Raw genomic sequence first — 17,393 nt, forward strand, 5'->3', positions numbered from 1 at the left:
TTTTTATCCCCCTCGCCCCTACAGAGAGAGGTAAAGTGAGGGGAAAAACGCTACTGCGCAGATTTCTCCGCACGTTGACGACGCAATTCTTTCGGGTCGGCAATCAGTGGGCGATAAATCTCAACCCGGTCACCGTCCTTCAGTACATCCGCAAGCTTAACCGGACGGCTATAAATCCCAACTTTATTCTTCGCCAGATCGATATCGCTGCGAAGCTCAAGCAGGCCTGAAGCACGGATAGCAGACTCAACCGTCGCCCCTTCTTCCAGAGTCACACGCTGCAGATACTGCTTCTCTGGCAGCGCATACACCACTTCCACAGCAATCTTATGCGACACTGTAGACCTCTTTGGCGCGGGTCGTGAATGCCTGAACCATGTTTGAGGCCAGCTCTTTGAAGATGCGGCCAAACGCCAGCTCAATCAGCTTATTGGTAAACTCAAAATCCAGATGGAATTCGATGCGGCAGGCGTCAGCGCTCAGAGGCGTAAACTTCCAGCCTCCCATCAGGGTCTTAAACGGACCATCCACCAGATGCATCAAAATACTCTGATTATCGGTCAGCGTATTGCGGGTGGTGAACGTCTTGCTAATCCCCGCTTTGGAGACATCCACCGCCGCAGTCATCTGCGTCGGGCCAGATTCCAGTACCCGGCTACCGGTACATCCCGGAATAAACTGCGAATAAGACTGAACATCGTTCACTAACTGATACATTTGTTCCACGCTGTAAGGGACAAGCGCAGTACGGCTAATCTGAGGCATAGCATTTTCCATGGTCACACAACGGACAAATAATAACATTTATCACCTGTTAAAAAAACGCTAAGCCTCATCTCGTGCTAAGATAGCGCGTTAGACCTCACAGGACGCAATGAGGTGACTTTTTGAAATCAGATTACCGACGGCTTTACGACACTTATGACGAAGAAAAAAGCACATAAACCAGGCTCAGCGACCATTGCGCTCAACAAGCGTGCTCGCCATGAGTATTTCATCGAAGAAGAATTCGAAGCAGGCCTTGCGCTGCAGGGCTGGGAAGTCAAATCACTGCGCGCCGGGAAAGCGAACATCGGCGATAGCTACGTGATCCTGAAAGACGGCGAAGCCTTCCTGTTTGGCGCGAACTTTACGCCGCTGACCGTTGCCTCTTCACACTACGTTTGTGACCCAACGCGCACCCGTAAGCTGCTGCTGAACAAACGTGAGCTGGAATCCCTCTACGGACGTATTAACCGTGAAGGCTTCACTGTGGTTGCGCTCTCTATGTACTGGAAAAACGCCTGGTGCAAAGTGAAAATCGGCGTCGCGAAAGGTAAAAAACAGCACGACAAACGTACCGACCTGAAAGAGCGCGAGTGGCAACTCGACAAAGCACGTATCATGAAAAACGCAGGACGTTGATTCTGCACACTTATTGTACTATTCAATAAGTTAGCGTTCTGGGCTGGTAACCAGGAAGTGAAATCTGGTATACTCAGCGTAACACTATTGGGGCTGATTCTGGATTCGACGGGATTTGCGAAACCCAAGGTGCATGCCGAGGGGCGGTTTGCCTCGTTAAAAGCCGCAAAAAAATAGTCGCAAACGACGAAAACTACGCTTTAGCAGCTTAATAACCTGCTCTGAGCCCTCTCTCCCTAGCTTCCGCTCTTAAGACGGGGATCAAAGAGAGGTCAAACCCAAAAGAGATCGCGTGGAAGCCCTGCCTGGGGTTGAAGCGTTAAAACTAATCAGGCTAGTACGTTAGTGGCGTGTCTGTCCGCAGCTGACGTGCGAATGTAAAGACAAACTAAGCATGTAGTACCGAGGATGTAGAAATTTCGGACGCGGGTTCAACTCCCGCCAGCTCCACCAAATCATGATCCGGATACGTCCGGTGAAGTACAGAAAGCCCGCACGGCACAAGCCCTGCGGGCTTTTTTGTGTCTGTCGTTGTCCGAGAACATCCGGCTAAATCCGGTGATTATTGGTATACGTTTAGGTATACGGTAGGATGTATACCTAAAAGCGTATACCAATTCATGAAGGAGCGGCCACAGTGGCACGGACAACACGCCCCCTTACCAACACCGAAGTTCTGCGCGCTAAAGCGTTAGAGAAGGATCTAACGCTGCATGATGGCGATGGCCTTTTCCTGATAGTGAAAACCAGCGGGAAAAAGCTTTGGCGTTTCCGTTATCAACGCCCGGCAACAAAGCAGCGGACAATGATGGGGCTCGGTGCCTTCCCTGCCCTTTCGCTTGCTGATGCCCGAGGGTTAAGAGCTGATTACCTTGCCTTATTAGCCAACGGAATCGACCCGCAGATTCAAGCTGAAGTTGCAGAGGAACAGCAGCAAATCGCACTGGACAGTATTTTTTCAACAGTCGCCGCCAACTGGTTCCAGCTCAAAAGTAAAAGCGTTACCGCTGATTACGCAAAAGACATTTGGCGTTCACTGGAAAAAGATGTATTCCCTGCAATCGGTGAGAGCCCTGTTCAGCAAATCAAAGCCCGAACACTTGTTGAAGCCCTTGAGCCAATCAAAGCACGTGGAGCGCTAGAAACTGTACGTCGTCTGGTGCAGCGTATTAACGAGATAATGATTTATGCCGTAAACACTGGTCTGATTGATGCCAATCCAGCATCAGGTGTTGGGATGGCCTTTGAGAAACCTAAAAAGCAAAACATGCCGACGCTCCGACCAGAAGAGTTACCGAAGTTGATGCGTTCTTTGGTTATGTCTAATCTGTCTGTTTCGACACGTTGTCTTATTGAGTGGCAACTTCTGACGCTTGTGCGCCCTTCTGAAGCCTCCGGTTCTCGGTGGGCAGAGATCGATCTCGATGCAAAGCTCTGGACGATTCCAGCCGAACGGATGAAGGCCAAGCGTGAGCACATCGTCCCTCTATCTCCTCAGGCATTAGATATTCTGGAAGTGATGAAACCAATCAGCGCTCATCGTGAACATGTTTTTCCCAGTAGGAATGCTCCAAAACATCCCATGAATAGCCAAACTGCAAATGCTGCTTTAAAACGAATTGGTTATGGTGGAAAATTGGTGGCACATGGTTTACGTTCAATCGCAAGCACCGCTCTAAATGAAGCGAACTTCAATCCTGATGTGATTGAATCTGCCTTGGCTCACTCCGATAAAAATGAAGTGCGTAGGGCTTATAACCGCTCAACCTACCTAGAGCAAAGGGTAGATCTAATGCACTGGTGGGGTAATGCTGTTTATAAAATTTAGTTGGGAGAGGAAATGTTTAAGAGATTAAGAATAAAAGATTTTAAAGCATGGGGAGACACGCAAGATATTGCTATGGCTCCTATCACTTTATTTTTTGGGGGGAATAGCTCGGGTAAATCAAGCATTGGTCAGCTTTTGATGATGCTTAAACAAACCATTGATTCACCAGATAGAAAAAGCCCCCTGTACTCTGGTGGACCACAAACAGCAGTACAACTTGGTTCATACCATGAGATGGTAAACCAAAGAGATATTTCCAAAAATATATCTTTCGAATACACATGGGATCTTTCCGATGAATTAAAAGTTAGAGATCCTATCAGCACAAACACGTTCCTAGGTGACGAAATATCTTTTAGCGCATCGGTTTCCTTTAATGCAAACCAACGCCTTGTTGAACTGGCGGGATTTAATTATGACATTTATAAAGAAAGCAAATTAACTTTCTCCGTTGGACTAAATAGAAATGAAAACTCCAAGAATGATTTCAAAACAGAGTTTTCAAATTATAATTTAATAAGGCAGAAAGGTCGAGTATGGTCAATTAAAGAAGCAGTCCGATTCTATGGTTTCCCAGATGAGGTTGTAGCTTATTATCAGAATGCAGACTTTGTACAAGAATTAAATCTTCGCCATGAGCAATTATTTCGCTCTCTTTATTATCTTGGCCCATTAAGAATTAAACCATCTAGGTTATACCCTTGGTCAGGAATAAGACCTGAAAGCGTTGGTTTTGCTGGTGAGAATACAATTTCCGCCATTCTCTCCGCTAAAGAGCGTAAGATTGGCCTTGGCTATAGAAAAACGGCTAAGCCATTCGAAGAAATTATAGCTCTTAAGTTAAAGGAAATGGGTCTCATTGATGATTTTATCGTAAAGCCAATATCTGAGAATCGCCAAGAGTATGAGGTTAAAGTTTGCACCAAGGGTTCACGTTCTTGGGTGGATTTACCTGATGTCGGATTTGGCATATCTCAAGTATTACCGGTTCTAGTACAGTGTTTTTATGCTCCTAGTGGATCGGTTATACTTATGGAACAACCAGAAATACATCTTCACCCGAAGGCTCAATCTGTTTTAGCCGATGTTTTAATTGATGTAATTCGGTCGAAAGAAAATGGTACAGATAGAAACATTCAGTTAATAATTGAGACTCATTCCGAACATTTTCTGAGAAGGTTACAGCGACGAATCGCGGAAAATGAAATTAGCAAAGAAAAAGTATCGGCATATTTTTCAGATTTTATAAAAGACAAACCGACACTAACCCCATTATTAATTGATGACTTTGGGAATATAAAAAACTGGCCTGAGCATTTCTTCGGCGATGAGATGGGTGATATAACTGCACAATCAAAAGCTGCTATGCAAAAAAGGTTTAAGGAGTTGAATAAAAATGAAAATTCCTAATAATTATATTTTAGATACAAATGTTCCAAAAACTGCAAACCTAGCAGTTGGTGGTGTTGGAGTTACTCTTGAAAACTATGATTGTGTAATGAGTTGCATTAGCCTATTAGAAAAAATAACTAGCACAAAAGATAAAGGACTAGTTCTTGATGCTTCAGACGAAATATTTAATGAATATCGAGGTCAATTAAATCTTGGCGGCTCCCCTGGTCAGGGGGATGCATTTATGAAATGGCTACATGATAATAGATGGAATTTCCCAGAGGAAGATAGAGTAAACATAACAAAGCATAATGATACTTATGTGGAGTTTCCTGAACACCAAGGCTTGGAAAATTTCGATATTTCAGATCGGAAATTTGTAGCAGTATCCAATGCGCACCCGAATAAACCTTGCATTTATCAGGCAGTTGATAGTAAATGGTGGGGATGGAAAAACGCATTAGCGGAAGTTGGTATTGAAGTGCATTTCATGGATGAAAAATATATTCAAGCAATTTACCAAAGAAAAATGGGTAATGCAAATGAATGAGATTAGTTTAAAATTCCCAAGCACACCACATTTTTCGATTTCAACGAAAAAGGACGTAAGAAATGATAAAGTTCTTCTTGAAAATTTACAGCAAGAAATATTCAATAAGGAGTTAATTATTGAAGAAAAAATTGATGGCGCTAATCTAGGAATATCTTTCAACTCAGACGCTGATATTATTTTACAAAACAGAGGCACTATCTTAATGCCCCCATTCACTGGGCAATGGAAGCCTTTAGAGAAATGGACATCATCAAAAAAAGACATTCTATTTGATGTGTTAGGCGATAAGTATATACTTTTTGGCGAGTGGTGCTACGCTAAACATTCAATTCATTACACACACCTCCCAGATTATTTTTTGGCATTTGATATTTACAACAAAGCCTCAGGTAAATTCATTAATTTCGAACAACGAAATGAACTCATTACACTCATGGGCATCGAGACTGTCCCATTGATCAAAAAAGGTTTTTTCTCTTTGGAAGAGTTGCCCAAGTTTATTAAAAAATCTTTTTATAGCGACTCTCTGGCTGAGGGTATCTACGTAAGAGCTTCAAATAATGAAGAAACGTTTTTCAGAGCAAAACTCGTTAGGAATGATTTCACTCAGAATATTATTCAACACTGGAGCTCGCGAACTATTACTGCAAATAGTTTGTCATCGTAAAATACATTTTAAGATATTGTTTAATCTCTTTTATCTGCGCGCAATGCTCTCCCCGCCCCGCCTGCCCGCTTAATGGGGCGCTTTTAATGCAGGTGCATGGGCGACCTCAGGCCGCGCCAAAGCTGGCGCTGGCGGGAGATACAGGGGCGTGAAAATGGATGCAAAACCATGCACCTTATGCATGCATGGCTTAATTCGGGAAAAAGGGCGGGATTTACGGGGATTTTTTGACGGGCTACTGCGCGGCCAGTTCAGCTCGTTTTCGGATGTAATTCTGGTTTTGTGCAGGCGTGAATTTTTCACGATGATCATCCCGCGAAGCCGAGTCAGGCCTGAATCCGATGGCTGTTAAAATGTCATTATCCTGTGCGGAATAATTTATTTTTTCACCGGCTGTCAGCCACACCGACAGCGCTTCTCGCAGGTAATCCACCGAATGCTGCATCACGCAGTGTTTTACAGCGGGATGCTGGTTGTTATAGCCCATCAGCTCAGGTGCAAGAGCGGCGGTCAGCTCCGCGCCGTGCGTCTGCATAAAATCATTCAGGCGGTTGCGGATACTGATGCGCTGCACGTCCTCATGCGAGCGAATATAGCGACCGGCAGCCTGATTTATTTCCCATTTTTTTACGTCGATAATATCGCGCAGCGTTTGCAGGTTGCGGGAGCTGTTAGTCTCACCGGTGGCTAACAGCTCTCCGTATTCCTGTTCGACTTCAGCCAGCTCCTGTTTGCGGGTCAGCCAGCTGGTTTTGTTGTTCTGACAGACGTCAAAAGCCTGCTCCAGCGTTAATATTGTCATCGGGTGTCTCCGTCGACGTTACAGACTTTGTTTTTTCGCTTTCCCGGCATGAGCCGAGATAAATTCGTCATCCTTTAATTCCGTCTCTGAAGGCGGCCTGATAACCGAGTCGAGCGACTCCATCGTCCGGAATGTGGCCGAACAGAGAATGTTGGTGCACTGGTAATAGGCATGTTTGACGGTTTCAGACAGATAGCGGCTGGTACGGGTATGTGCCGGGCACTTACAGAACGGGCAGTGCATCATGACAGCAATCCTCGCGCTTCAAGGTCAGCCTTTCGCACACTCAGCTTGTCAAAGTAGCTCTTACGCTGACCGGCGGTTACTGCGACACCGTAATTCATATGCGGCAGCGTCTCGGCCGACAGCCCGGCTTTAAACAGCACCGGCTCATCAGCCAGACGGATATGACAGTCTTTCACCGCTTGCTTAAGCCACGTCTGCACCTCCTGCATAATCGCTTTATCCGGCTCGACATAGCCCTGAATCCCGACGGTGTTCGCGAGAGGATTCCCCAGTGCCAGCATTTTGAGTTTCATCGCCCGGACAAGCGCCCCGCACGTATCGCGTAACGCGTTATCCAGCTCTTTTCCCGCATACTGGCTGAGCACATTGTGATGTGCCTGACGGTAGGCTCTGGCCGTGCTGTCACAGTTACCTTTCAGCCGGTCACATTCAAAAGTCAGCACCTCAGCGAGCTGGTCACACTCCTGTGCCAGTTCACGGGAAGCGACACGCGCCAGATGCTGTTTTTTCAGCTCATCCGTCAGCACCGCACCACCGGCACGAAATGCCGTGCGCCATTCACTCGCGTCACTACCGCTCTCCTGCTCAAGTTCTGTTTTTTGCTGTGCCGTAAGGGCAATCGCGGTGGCGGTGTCATCCATCATGCGGGCGTTTTCAAGATGCTCAGCTCTGGCTGCGTCCAGTTGCCGGAATGCCGGAGCCAGATAGTCAGGAATGGTCGTGATGGTCATGTTGTTACTCCTCAGTGATGTCAAGCTGAGGAGATTCTGCATCGCCCCGCACAACAACTCGATTCATTGTCGTTGTAGCAGACATGGCACAAACAGGACTTTAAAACCCGGCTGGCCAGAGAAAGGTCTCAGGAAACCCCCTCTCTCTGTTTGTTTTTTTACATATAACTATTCACTACTGTTCACTTTAAATAAAAATAGAGTTAATACAGTAAGTTAAGAGGTGAACAGTTGAGATAGAAGTGTTCACCAACTGTTCACTACTGTTCACCGCTTGCGGCAATTCTCTCTGGAGTGATTCATTGTTTTTATGATTTTATTTTTCTGGATTAATAGATAAAACAAATCAATCTGATTTTGTGAACGTCTCAGCGCGTCGTGTGTCGATTATTTTCCGCTTTTTTCATTCTCTGTATAAATAACGAACAATGCTGCTCTACGACACAACATGCATCTGTTGCACTGGAGAAAAATATTCACAAAATAGAGAGCTACCCGAAGCCAGACGGATACGACCGGCGCTGTATGGACTGTAACGAGGTGGCTTAATGCAAACTGTTTATTCTTCTCATTCTTCTGTTCCTGTAGCATCTCTGATGCCGATATCTGATGCCGCTCAGGAGAGATTTTTACGCCTCCCCGAAGTGATGCATTTATGTGGCCTGTCCCGCTCCACCTTATACGATTTAATCGCCCGTGATGCTTTCCCGGCGCAGGTCTCCCTCGGGGGGAAAAACGTCGCATGGCTCCAGTCCGAAGTTACCGCATGGATGGCGGAACGCATCGCTCACCGCAACCGGAAATGCGATGCATGAATCAGAGCCGATTTCAAAAAGCCCCTTTTTCTGGCTTGCATCTGTTGTGTGTTTCCTGGTACAGTTTTGCCGTTGCCGCAAAATCGGCAGCCGGGCGTGAGAACCCGTGTATGTTATCGGCGACACCAGACGCGCCATGCGTCTTTTTTTGTGTCGAAATCAACGCCACAGAGCGCCAGATAATGGTGTGGTGTGCGGTCATTCGTGCAGGTGTGACTCTCCGTCTCCTGCCCGTATTCGTACATTATGCCGCTATGTCAATGGTAGCTCAGGCGGGGCAGCCCTCGGGCTGGCCGGTTTCCGATAACACCGGTATTCTCACCCCCGTCTGGGCTATCGCCACTGAGCGTGAGAACTCCGGCGATAGCGTCGTTAACGCTGTTATCGGAGGTTGCCTTATGGCTACGACCCTCACCCCGTCACACCCTGAATATGTCTTTGTGTTTGCTGCCGTTCGCCGCGCAGACCGCACGCCCCGTATCTGTATGCTCCGCACTGTTGCCGGTGACGAACACACCGCACGTCGCTCCCTTGTTCGCGATTACGTACTTTCCCTTGCTGCCCGCCTGCCGGTTGCGGAGGTGTGCCATGCATAACAGCACTCAGACCGTCTCAGCGTGTCGTGATGACCTCAATACCATCAGTGAGCACCTGAGCCCCGAATCGTTTCACAAACTCAACCGCGCCAGCGCCATGACGCATTTTGTCGGGCTGGATCTGAAACAGCGTGAGCTCTCCGGCCTGCACCAGCTTTCCGTCCCTCATATTCTGAGTTATCTGCATGAAGACATCAGCTACGTACTGGAGGAGCTCAAGGCCAAAGGCCTGTGTCGTGATTTTATTGCCCCGTCGTCCGTGAACGGAGGTGAGCACCATGTTTGATTTCCCTCAACCGGGCGAAACGTACCGCTGTTCAGGTTTTCCTGACGTGGTGGTGTCGGGCGTGCTGGCCGGTGGTATTCCGTGGGATATGCCGTACCGCTGTCCGGGGCTGGTCTGGAACCCGTACCGGCGCACCTACACCATCCTCATTCGTATTATCGCTACTGGTGGCATGGCAGAAATTCCGCTCGGTCGTTTTTTGCGGGACTTTACCTGTGAGCGCCCCGACGTATTTAAGCGCAGCCCTGAAAACCGTCACACGGTTTTACGTGAAATTGCCGCTGACCCGGAATTACAGCAATACCGTGCGCGAAATCTCGATAAGTATCCGGGTGATATTTCCCCGATCAGACGGCCAGCGCCGGTGGCGAGAAAATGGCGGAATAATGTCGCAACGGAAGCGGAAATAAAACCGGATAACAGCTACCGCCATTATCTGTAATTAAAAACGACACCCAAAAATAAAATGTGCGTATCTGCGCAGGGATACGCACGTGCTCAGGAGACGGAATTATGTCTGTTAATAACCCGGCCTTAATACAGAAAGAGCGTCATGTTGCGCTCAGTCAGCACGACCTCAACTCTCTGGAACACCTTTGCAACGTCGGCAGGCTCGTCGGCGAACTGATGCAGGTGCAGGACTGCACCACCGTGCGCCGCGACCCGGCGCAGCCGTTACAGCTCACCTCCGTGATTTACCTCATGACCGCCCAGCTCGACGATGTGGTCGGACGCTGCAACCAGCGCTGGCTCACCGGGGAGGCTGATGTATGAAACAGCCATTACCGCCCGTATTACGCGCCGCGCTGTATCGCCGCGCCGTGGCCTGTGCCTGGCTTACTCTGTGCGCCCGCCAGCACCGCTATCCACAGCTCACACTCGATGTACTGGAAAATGCCATGACCACGGAGCTGGAGGGTTTCTATTTACGCCAGCACGGCGAGGAAAAAGGCCGTCAGATAGCCTGTGCGCTACTGGAAGATTTAATGGAAGCCAGCCCGCTGAAAGCCGCCCCGTCGCTGTCCTTTCTCGGGCTGGCCGTGATGGATGAACTCTGTGCCCGTCATATCGCCGTGCCGGTTGTGCACTGAGGGAGAAAAAACGATGAAAATGAACGTAACGGAAACCGTCAGACTGGCGTGCGGCCACTGGCCGCGCATTCTCCCGGCGCTGGGGGTGAAGGTGATTAAAAACCGCCATCAGGCCTGCCCGGTGTGCGGCGGCTCTGACCGGTTCCGCTTTGACGATAAGGAAGGGCGCGGGACGTGGTTCTGTAACCAGTGCGGCGCGGGGGATGGTCTCAAGCTGGTCGAAAAAGTGTTCGGCGTAAAACCGTCTGAGGCAGCCCAAAAAGTGAATGCCGTGACCGGCAGTCTGCCTCCGGTTGCCCCGGAGGCGATGGCGGCCTCAGAGGCTGAAACCGATGCTGACCGCCAGGCGGCCGCCGCGCTGGCCGTCAGACTCATGGAGAAAACCCGCACGGCCACCGGCAACGCCTACCTGACCCGCAAGGGATTCCCCGGTCAGGAATCTCTCATGCTCACGGCCACGCATAAAACCGGCGGTGTGACGTACCGCGCCGGTGATGTGGTTGTCCCGCTGCATGACGATTCCGGCGCACTGGTTAACGTTCAGCTTATCAGTGCTGAGGGTCTCAAACGCACCCTGAAAGGCGGACAGGTAAAAGGGGCATGCCACACCATCGACGGGCAGAAACAGGCAGGAAAACGTCTGTGGATAGCAGAGGGCTATGCGACCGCCCTCACCGTGCATCACCTGACCGGGGAAACCGTCATGGTGGCGCTGTCGTCGGTGAACCTCCTTTCTCTGGCGAGCCTTGCCCGGCAAAAGCACCCGGCCTGTCAGATTGTCCTCGCCGCCGACCGCGACCTTAACGGCGACGGCCAGACCAGAGCCGCAGCGGCCGCACAGGTCTGTGAGGGCACGGTTGCCCTCCCGCCGGTATTCGGTGACTGGAATGATGCGTTTATACAGAAAGGGGAGGAGGCCACGCGCAAGGCGATTTATGACACCATCCGGCCAGCGACTGAAAGCCCCTTCAGCACCATGAGCGAGGCTGAATTTACCGCCATGAGCACCAGTGAAAAGGCGATGCGGGTGCATGAGCATTACGGCGAAGCGCTGGCCGTGGATGCGAACGGCCAGCTCCTGTCCCGCTATGAGGCCGGGATATGGAAAATTATTCCGCCGTCGGACTTTGCACGTGATGTGGCAGGACTTTTCCAGCGCCTGCGCGCCCCGTTCTCATCCGGGAAAATCGCCTCGGTGGTTGACACCCTGAAACTGATTATTCCGCAGCAGGACGCTCCTGCGCGTCGCCTGATTGGTTTTCGTAACGGCGTACTCGATACCGCTACCGGCGTATTCAGTCCGCACAGCAAGGCACACTGGCTGCGAACACTCTGTGATGTGGATTTTACCCCGCCGGTGAAGGGAGAAACGCTGGAAGCCCATGCGCCGAATTTCTGGCGCTGGCTCGACCGCGCAGCCGGTTCACGCGCTGACAAGCGTGACGTGATACTTGCCGCGCTGTTTATGGTGCTGGCGAACCGCTATGACTGGCAGCTCTTTCTCGAAGTCACCGGCCCCGGCGGCAGCGGGAAAAGTATTCTGGCCGAAATCGCGACGATGCTGGCCGGGGAAGATAACGCCACGTCGGCCACCATCGAGACGCTGGAATCACCACGCGAACGTGCGGCGCTGATTGGCTTTTCGCTGATACGCCTGCCTGACCAGGAGAAATGGAGCGGGGACGGTGCAGGCCTTAAGGCCATCACCGGCGGCGATGCCGTGTCCGTCGACCCGAAATACCGCGATGCGTATTCCACCCATATTCCGGCGGTGATACTGGCCGTGAACAATAACCCGATGCGATTTACCGACCGCAGCGGCGGCGTATCGCGTCGGCGGGTGATTATCCATTTCCCGGAACAAATCGCCCCGGAAGAGCGCGACCCGCAACTGAAAGACAAAATTGCACGCGAGCTGGCCGTTATTGTGCGTCAGCTTATGCAGAAATTCAGCGACCCGATGACGGCGCGCACGTTGCTGCAGTCACAGCAGAACTCCGACGAGGCGCTCAGCATCAAACGCGATTCAGACCCGACATTTGATTTTTGTGGCTACCTTGAAGCGCTGCCCGAGCCTGACGGTATGTATATGGGGAATGCGAACATCATTCCGAAACAGCCGCGCCTGTATCTGTATCACGCCTATCTGGTCTATATGGAGGCGCACGGCTACAAGAACACGCTCAGCCTGACCATGTTCGGTAAAGGGCTGTCGGCCATGCTGAAGGAGTTCGGGCTGAATTACGGCAAGCGGCGAACGAATCAGGGGATGCAGACCAATCTCGCGCTCAGGGACGAAAGCAACGCCGACTGGCTGCCCCGGTGTGACGAAACCACAGCCCTGTAACCTACCCAGACCGGCATCAGCCGGTCTTTTTTTACCTGTAATCCCGGAAAGTGAACAGTAAAGTGTTCACTGTTCACTGACTATTCACTATCTATGCCACTGAAATAAATAGAAAATAATGCCGAGTGAACAGTGTGAACAGTTTTTCTAAAAAAAAGTTTTTTTCATGGTGTAAGCATGTAAAAACACATTTGCTTAACTTCAAGAAACGCTGTAACAAACCACCATTGGTATACGTTTAGGTATACCAATGAAAGTTGAATTAAGAAAAAACATAAATAAACAATCAGTTGCAGATTTTATTCAGACTCCGCCAGCCCACCAAAATTCTCCATCGGTGATTACCAGAGTCATCCGATGAAGTCCTAAGAGCCCGCACGGCGCAAGCCCTGTGGGCTTTTTTGTGCCTGTCGTTGTCCGAGAACATCCGCCTGAATCCAGAGAGAATTGGTACACGTTTAGGTATACAGTAGGATGTATACCTAAACGTGTACCAATTCCTAGCGGCCACAGTGGCACGGACAGCACGCCCTCTGACCAACACCGAAGTTCTGCGCGCTAAAGTGTTAGAGAGGGATCTAACGCTGCATGATGGCGATGGGCTTTTCCTGATAGTGAAAACCAGTGGAAAAAGGCTCTGGCGTTTCCGTTATCAACGTCCGGCAACAAAGCAGCGGACATTGATGGGGCTCGGTGCATTCCCCGCCCTTTCGCTTGCTGATGCTCGAGGGTTAAGAGCGAACTACCTTGCATTATTAGCCAATGGAATCGACCCGCAAATTCAAGTTGAAGTTGCAGAGGAACAGCAGCAAATCGCTCTGGACAGCATTTTTTCGACGGTGACCGCTAACTGGTTTCAGCTCAAAAGCAAAAGCGTTACCCCTGATTATGCAAAAGACATTTGGCGCTCACTGGTGAAAGATGTATTCCCTGCCATCGGTGAGATCCCCGTTCAGCAAATCAAAGCCCGAACATTGGTAGAAGCGCTTGAGCCAATTAAAGCTCGTGGAGCGCTTGAGACTGTGCGTCGATTGGTGCAACGCATCAATGAGATAATGATTTATGCTATCAACACCGGCTTGATTGATACTAACCCAGCATCAGGTGTTGGTATGGCATTTGAGAAACCCAAAAAGCAAAACATGCCGACGCTACGCCCTGAAGAATTACCAAAACTCATGCGTTCTTTGGTTATGTCGAATCTCTCTGTTTCCACTCGCTGCCTAATTGAATGGCAGCTCCTAACTCTGGTACGTCCTTCTGAGGCCTCAGGCGCTCGGTGGGCAGAGATCGATCTCGATTCAAAACTCTGGATAATCCCAGCCGAGCGCATGAAGGCTAAGCGTGAGCATATCGTGCCTCTATCTCCACAAGCATTAGAGATTCTGGAAGTGATGAAATCTATAAGTTCTCACCGTGAACATTTATTCCCTAGCAGGAATAACCCCAGACAGGCAATGAATAGCCAGACTGCTAATGCAGCTCTTAAACGAATTGGTTATGGCGGCAAACTCGTTGCTCATGGACTTCGTTCTATCGCTAGTACCGCATTGAACGAGGCTGGTTTTAATTCTGATATTATAGAAGCAGCTTTAGCACATATAGATAAAAATGAAGTACGGCGGGCTTACAATCGTTCTATTTATTTAGAGCAACGTAAAGAATTGATGTCATGGTGGGGTACGAAAGTAAAAACATAGGGCTGTCGCCCTATGTTTTAATAATCACAAAGTTTCCACAGAGAAGTTTCGATATCTCATTAAAGCATAAATATATCTTGTAGTGGATGCTGGTGTCCACGTCCTCTCTAGTTCTTTTGCTAGTGCTGCCCCCATCATTTTCTTATCATCATCGCCAAATTTATTTACATAGGCATTTAATATTTTAATAGCTGGCGATTCAGTGACTAGTCTAGCCAAAGCCCTTTTAAGAGTGATGCTTTCTAATATGATTTCTATTTTGTTATTTATCACTACACCATCATCTTGCCGAGAACAAAAACCAAGAGAAATTAAATCTTGCACTGCATTTCTATGCTTATTAGCTTGAATAAACGTATGGCTCATCCTTTTATTTTCACACAAATACTCAGCAACTTCGAGTGTTTTTTCTGGTGAAGTGGCAGCCAAGAAGAGCGATCCTCTTCTATTACGAGCACCTCTTTTATCAAGATCAATAGCCCCAAATGCTGGAGAAAACAACTCACCATCGTATATAACGACAGACTTTCCGATAACCGCTATTAGCCCTGTATATTGTAACCAAGCCAATAATCGTGAACTATAGGACTTAGGATAACCACCATCTTTATTCTTATAGGTACGTGCTATTATAGATTCATACTTATCGATAGGCACCCTTCTTAAATCAGCTTCAACTATATTCTCCGCCAATTCCAACAAAACACTATGACTCTTAAAATGCTCACGGAGAAACTCCGGGACATTTGTTATTGTCTGCTTGCAAACTATATTCCCATTAGAATCTCTGTCTATGAGAACAAAATATTGCAAATCCATTAAAACATTTATTAATGTTCCTCGACTATAATCGAGTTTGTTTTGCAGTTCATCCAAGCTAATAGTTTTGAATGAATTTACAACATCCAGAATTAGCAAAACCATCTTCGGGGATGTTGATGGCATATACGACCATGGTATAACCGGGAGATCATTTCCTTTCAAGTAATCTCGAAAAACATCCCAATATACTGATAATTTCTCACCTGTTTTAATCACCATTCTATCTGAAATTAGCTCTAAGACAGTATCACTCCCAAACTCTTTAGTAACTTCATATTGGCTAACCGGAAAGTTTTTCGCCACGAACTTCAAACATGAATTTTGCTTTTCAGGCCTATCTAAATCCTCATGGAATAAATTAGAGATCTGTAATTGGCTAACCAGCATTTGATCCTGTGAGATACCTCCTTTCAGCTTTTTGAACACATGAATGCAAAGCTTCTTCAATAACCATGGATAACCTTGAGCTTGCTGAATAAGGCGCGTGCGTAAAGGTTTATTTAATTTAAATCCTGTATTCAACTCAAAACTGCTAATCAATTTAGATGAGTCTTTCAAATCGAAAGGCTCAAGTTTCTTTTCAACCCTATAGTCTTTGAGTCTATTCCATATGGAATATGCTGGGTTTTCATCTCCCAAAGTAATACCAGTCCTCCATGAGAATCCTACAACTAAATTGCTTTGTAATGCAGAGACATCGAGTGCGAATCGTTCAAACTCTTTAAATAGACCGAACAACTCCTCTTTCATAAATACTTCTTCAAACTGATCAAAGAAAATTGTTAATACCTTATCATGCTTGGAAAGGTATTTTAAACATTCCTGAACGCTCTCTGCTCCTATGATATCCGTAATACTTTCGATTAGGAATGGTTTCTCATATTCGATAAAACCTTCTTTGATTGCCCTGCTGAAAGCTTTAACGACAGCTTCTGCAACAAAACGGCCACCTCTAGCAGAACGTACGTCTACAGGTGTAAGGAAGAATTTGTTTTTCCACTTTTGATTTTTAAATCTTGAAGAGAGCCTTGCTATTAAAGATGACTTTCCATTTCCTGAACCGCCTACCAGTGACAGCACTCTACTTTGAGAGCTATTTCCTCTGACACTCTCAAGATAATCCCAAACCTCTTTCTGTATATAATCCCTACCAACAAAGTCTTTAGGTTGACATGGTTTATAATCCATAAAATCATCAGCAAGAATTATTTCACTCACTATTTCTTTTTCGTAACCTTCAGATAAACTTGAAGACGAAATTGTTTTTTCTGGTTCAGCTAATATGTAAAAATCAGTAACTTCCAACCCTTCAAAAAGCCCTTACTCCCTTATTATCTCACTAATACGACTGACACTTGGGGTTTTATTATTTTTGTTTATAGCGAACGGAACAACTCTTATAGGGCTACCATTTTCAACCTCTTGCAAAAGCCAGGTCATTTCTATTTCCGGATGAACCAATAGAGTCGCGCTAGTATATTTTGCTGGGATATCATCTTCTGGAACATCCTCAACCTTACCTGTTGCCAGTATAGATATAAGAATCTCTTTTTTATCAAAAAACGAATAATCTATACGGTCATCAAGTCTATAATCCTCAAGAGTTGACTGAGCATCTTTACCTAAATCAGAAATTGAAAAAAGTGCAATTTTTTTAACTTTCAATCTAAATGATTGAGAAAATGCCAAATCAACCACAGATGAATCAATTTTTTGCTGCATGAATTTACATTCTACATACAGTTTTTCATTTGATGGTGTATGAGTGGCCTGAATATCAATTTCCATACCTGATTTTCTGACCTCCATGCCATCAATTCTATACGATTGCCGTCGGAGTATGTCAGCACAAAAATTCTCGAAAAACTTCCCTCTTGAGGTATTAGAATAATTACTGGGAACACAAACTATCAAATCTTTATTCAGTGGTAACGGCCTAGCCATTTATACACTCCTTATCTCATATCCTTTTGAGAAGTAAGATATCAATCTCGAGTATCAGAAACTAGTATCTTGCGCATATTTTCATCATCATAATTTTTTTATTTGTCCCATATGCGCGCAATGCTCTCCCCGCCCCGCCTGCCCGCTTAATGGGTCGCTTTTAATGCAG

The 17,393-nt window shown here is 47.4% G+C and carries 20 protein-coding genes and 1 other RNA gene; 14 read left to right on the forward strand and 7 right to left on the reverse strand.

The window, feature by feature from the left end; translation table 11 throughout:
• Positions 1 to 50 precede the first annotated feature (50 nt).
• Together HV318_RS08200 and HV318_RS08205 are read right to left on the reverse strand one after the other, a co-directional pair.
• Positions 51 to 338, reverse strand: coding sequence for an RnfH family protein (locus tag HV318_RS08200; protein ID WP_182272356.1), 288 nt, complete (start codon positions 336 to 338; stop codon positions 51 to 53).
• Complete coding sequence (locus HV318_RS08205) at positions 328 to 765, reverse strand: type II toxin-antitoxin system RatA family toxin (RefSeq protein ID WP_220471153.1); 438 nt, start codon at positions 763 to 765, stop codon at positions 328 to 330. Before HV318_RS08205 ends, HV318_RS08200 begins: the two co-directional genes overlap by 11 nt.
• A gap of 156 nt (positions 766 to 921) precedes the next feature.
• Between HV318_RS08205 and smpB the strand changes: the two genes are divergently transcribed.
• The 6 genes from smpB to HV318_RS08235 all read left to right on the forward strand — a co-directional run bounded on the left by smpB (position 922) and on the right by HV318_RS08235 (position 5,844).
• Positions 922 to 1,404 carry an SsrA-binding protein SmpB gene (gene smpB / locus HV318_RS08210; protein WP_063956759.1) on the forward strand — a complete coding sequence of 161 codons (483 nt, stop codon included), beginning with the start codon at positions 922 to 924 and terminating at the stop codon, positions 1,402 to 1,404.
• Positions 1,405 to 1,493: 89 nt separating this feature from the next.
• Positions 1,494 to 1,857: a transfer-messenger RNA gene (gene ssrA / locus HV318_RS08215) on the forward strand.
• 184 nt (positions 1,858 to 2,041) lie between these two features.
• Positions 2,042 to 3,232 (forward strand): integrase domain-containing protein, encoded by a 1,191-nt coding sequence (locus HV318_RS08220; protein ID WP_182272358.1) that lies wholly within the window; start codon positions 2,042 to 2,044, stop codon positions 3,230 to 3,232.
• Positions 3,233 to 3,244: 12 nt separating this feature from the next.
• Positions 3,245 to 4,642: an AAA family ATPase gene (locus HV318_RS08225; RefSeq protein WP_182272359.1), complete on the forward strand. Its 1,398-nt coding sequence runs from the start codon at positions 3,245 to 3,247 to the stop codon at positions 4,640 to 4,642.
• Entirely contained in the window at positions 4,629 to 5,174 is a 546-nt protein-coding gene (locus HV318_RS08230) for a hypothetical protein (RefSeq protein ID WP_182272360.1), read from the forward strand. Before HV318_RS08225 ends, HV318_RS08230 begins: the two co-directional genes overlap by 14 nt.
• The gene (locus HV318_RS08235; RefSeq protein ID WP_182272361.1) at positions 5,161 to 5,844 is read left to right on the forward strand and encodes an RNA ligase family protein; all 684 of its coding nucleotides are present in this window, start codon (positions 5,161 to 5,163) and stop codon (positions 5,842 to 5,844) included. Before HV318_RS08230 ends, HV318_RS08235 begins: the two co-directional genes overlap by 14 nt.
• A 235-nt stretch (positions 5,845 to 6,079) precedes the next feature.
• Here the strand turns inward: HV318_RS08235 and HV318_RS08240 are convergent, their stop codons facing one another.
• From HV318_RS08240 to sid, 3 genes are read right to left on the reverse strand one after another with little or no spacing between them, the layout of a single operon-like run.
• On the reverse strand, positions 6,080 to 6,646 hold the full coding sequence (locus HV318_RS08240) for a phage polarity suppression protein (RefSeq protein WP_182272362.1): 567 nt from the start codon (positions 6,644 to 6,646) through the stop codon (positions 6,080 to 6,082).
• Positions 6,647 to 6,664: 18 nt separating this feature from the next.
• On the reverse strand, positions 6,665 to 6,892 hold the full coding sequence (locus HV318_RS08245) for an ogr/Delta-like zinc finger family protein (protein WP_047352759.1): 228 nt from the start codon (positions 6,890 to 6,892) through the stop codon (positions 6,665 to 6,667).
• Positions 6,889 to 7,623 carry a capsid size-determining scaffold Sid gene (gene sid / locus HV318_RS08250; RefSeq protein WP_182272363.1) on the reverse strand — a complete coding sequence of 245 codons (735 nt, stop codon included), beginning with the start codon at positions 7,621 to 7,623 and terminating at the stop codon, positions 6,889 to 6,891. Before sid ends, HV318_RS08245 begins: the two co-directional genes overlap by 4 nt.
• Before the next feature lie 548 nt (positions 7,624 to 8,171).
• Between sid and HV318_RS08255 the strand changes: the two genes are divergently transcribed.
• From HV318_RS08255 to HV318_RS08290, 8 genes are all read left to right on the forward strand, one after another.
• Entirely contained in the window at positions 8,172 to 8,438 is a 267-nt protein-coding gene (locus HV318_RS08255) for a helix-turn-helix transcriptional regulator (RefSeq protein WP_182272364.1), read from the forward strand.
• A complete protein-coding gene (locus tag HV318_RS08260) occupies positions 8,435 to 9,034 on the forward strand; it encodes a host cell division inhibitor Icd-like protein (protein WP_182272365.1) in 600 nt (199 codons plus the stop codon). Before HV318_RS08255 ends, HV318_RS08260 begins: the two co-directional genes overlap by 4 nt.
• Positions 9,027 to 9,320: a derepression protein gene (locus tag HV318_RS08265; RefSeq protein ID WP_182272366.1), complete on the forward strand. Its 294-nt coding sequence runs from the start codon at positions 9,027 to 9,029 to the stop codon at positions 9,318 to 9,320. Before HV318_RS08260 ends, HV318_RS08265 begins: the two co-directional genes overlap by 8 nt.
• Positions 9,313 to 9,762 (forward strand): hypothetical protein, encoded by a 450-nt coding sequence (locus HV318_RS08270; protein WP_182272367.1) that lies wholly within the window; start codon positions 9,313 to 9,315, stop codon positions 9,760 to 9,762. The genes HV318_RS08265 and HV318_RS08270 overlap by 8 nt, the downstream gene beginning before the upstream one ends.
• Positions 9,763 to 9,833: 71 nt before the next feature.
• On the forward strand, positions 9,834 to 10,094 hold the full coding sequence (locus HV318_RS08275; protein WP_249421794.1) for a hypothetical protein: 261 nt from the start codon (positions 9,834 to 9,836) through the stop codon (positions 10,092 to 10,094).
• Complete coding sequence (locus tag HV318_RS08280) at positions 10,091 to 10,411, forward strand: DUF5375 domain-containing protein (protein WP_182272368.1); 321 nt, start codon at positions 10,091 to 10,093, stop codon at positions 10,409 to 10,411. The genes HV318_RS08275 and HV318_RS08280 overlap by 4 nt, the downstream gene beginning before the upstream one ends.
• 13 nt (positions 10,412 to 10,424) lie before the next feature.
• Positions 10,425 to 12,758, forward strand: a complete 2,334-nt coding sequence (locus HV318_RS08285) for a primase-helicase zinc-binding domain-containing protein (RefSeq protein WP_182272369.1) — start codon at positions 10,425 to 10,427, stop codon at positions 12,756 to 12,758.
• Positions 12,759 to 13,270: 512 nt separating this feature from the next.
• Positions 13,271 to 14,458, forward strand: coding sequence for an integrase domain-containing protein (locus HV318_RS08290; protein ID WP_182272370.1), 1,188 nt, complete (start codon positions 13,271 to 13,273; stop codon positions 14,456 to 14,458).
• 24 nt (positions 14,459 to 14,482) lie between these two features.
• On the opposite strand, the gene HV318_RS08295 is transcribed toward HV318_RS08290, so the two are convergent.
• On the reverse strand, positions 14,483 to 16,585 hold the full coding sequence (locus tag HV318_RS08295; RefSeq protein WP_249421795.1) for an ATP-binding protein: 2,103 nt from the start codon (positions 16,583 to 16,585) through the stop codon (positions 14,483 to 14,485).
• Between the two features lie 15 nt (positions 16,586 to 16,600).
• Positions 16,601 to 17,224 (reverse strand): restriction endonuclease, encoded by a 624-nt coding sequence (locus HV318_RS24175; protein ID WP_249421796.1) that lies wholly within the window; start codon positions 17,222 to 17,224, stop codon positions 16,601 to 16,603.
• Between the last annotated feature and the right edge of the window lie 169 nt (positions 17,225 to 17,393).

The organism is Enterobacter sp. RHBSTW-00901, assembly GCF_014103115.1.
Lineage (GTDB): Bacteria > Pseudomonadota > Gammaproteobacteria > Enterobacterales > Enterobacteriaceae > Enterobacter > Enterobacter cloacae_P.

Excerpts from the sequence above, each read along its gene's own strand:
- HV318_RS08205 (WP_220471153.1), bottom strand. The coding sequence starts at position 765 with ATGCCTCAGATTAGCCGTACTGCGCTTGTCCCTTACAGCGTGGAACAA.
- smpB (WP_063956759.1), top strand. The coding sequence starts at position 922 with ATGACGAAGAAAAAAGCACATAAACCAGGCTCAGCGACCATTGCGCTC.
- HV318_RS08225 (WP_182272359.1), top strand. The coding sequence starts at position 3,245 with ATGTTTAAGAGATTAAGAATAAAAGATTTTAAAGCATGGGGAGACACG.
- HV318_RS08230 (WP_182272360.1), top strand. The coding sequence starts at position 4,629 with ATGAAAATTCCTAATAATTATATTTTAGATACAAATGTTCCAAAAACT.
- HV318_RS08235 (WP_182272361.1), top strand. The coding sequence starts at position 5,161 with ATGCAAATGAATGAGATTAGTTTAAAATTCCCAAGCACACCACATTTT.
- HV318_RS08240 (WP_182272362.1), bottom strand. The coding sequence starts at position 6,646 with ATGACAATATTAACGCTGGAGCAGGCTTTTGACGTCTGTCAGAACAAC.
- HV318_RS08245 (WP_047352759.1), bottom strand. The coding sequence starts at position 6,892 with ATGATGCACTGCCCGTTCTGTAAGTGCCCGGCACATACCCGTACCAGC.
- sid (WP_182272363.1), bottom strand. The coding sequence starts at position 7,623 with ATGACCATCACGACCATTCCTGACTATCTGGCTCCGGCATTCCGGCAA.
- HV318_RS08255 (WP_182272364.1), top strand. The coding sequence starts at position 8,172 with ATGCAAACTGTTTATTCTTCTCATTCTTCTGTTCCTGTAGCATCTCTG.
- HV318_RS08260 (WP_182272365.1), top strand. The coding sequence starts at position 8,435 with ATGAATCAGAGCCGATTTCAAAAAGCCCCTTTTTCTGGCTTGCATCTG.
- HV318_RS08265 (WP_182272366.1), top strand. The coding sequence starts at position 9,027 with ATGCATAACAGCACTCAGACCGTCTCAGCGTGTCGTGATGACCTCAAT.
- HV318_RS08270 (WP_182272367.1), top strand. The coding sequence starts at position 9,313 with ATGTTTGATTTCCCTCAACCGGGCGAAACGTACCGCTGTTCAGGTTTT.
- HV318_RS08275 (WP_249421794.1), top strand. The coding sequence starts at position 9,834 with ATGTCTGTTAATAACCCGGCCTTAATACAGAAAGAGCGTCATGTTGCG.
- HV318_RS08280 (WP_182272368.1), top strand. The coding sequence starts at position 10,091 with ATGAAACAGCCATTACCGCCCGTATTACGCGCCGCGCTGTATCGCCGC.
- HV318_RS08285 (WP_182272369.1), top strand. The coding sequence starts at position 10,425 with ATGAAAATGAACGTAACGGAAACCGTCAGACTGGCGTGCGGCCACTGG.
- HV318_RS24175 (WP_249421796.1), bottom strand. The coding sequence starts at position 17,224 with ATGGCTAGGCCGTTACCACTGAATAAAGATTTGATAGTTTGTGTTCCC.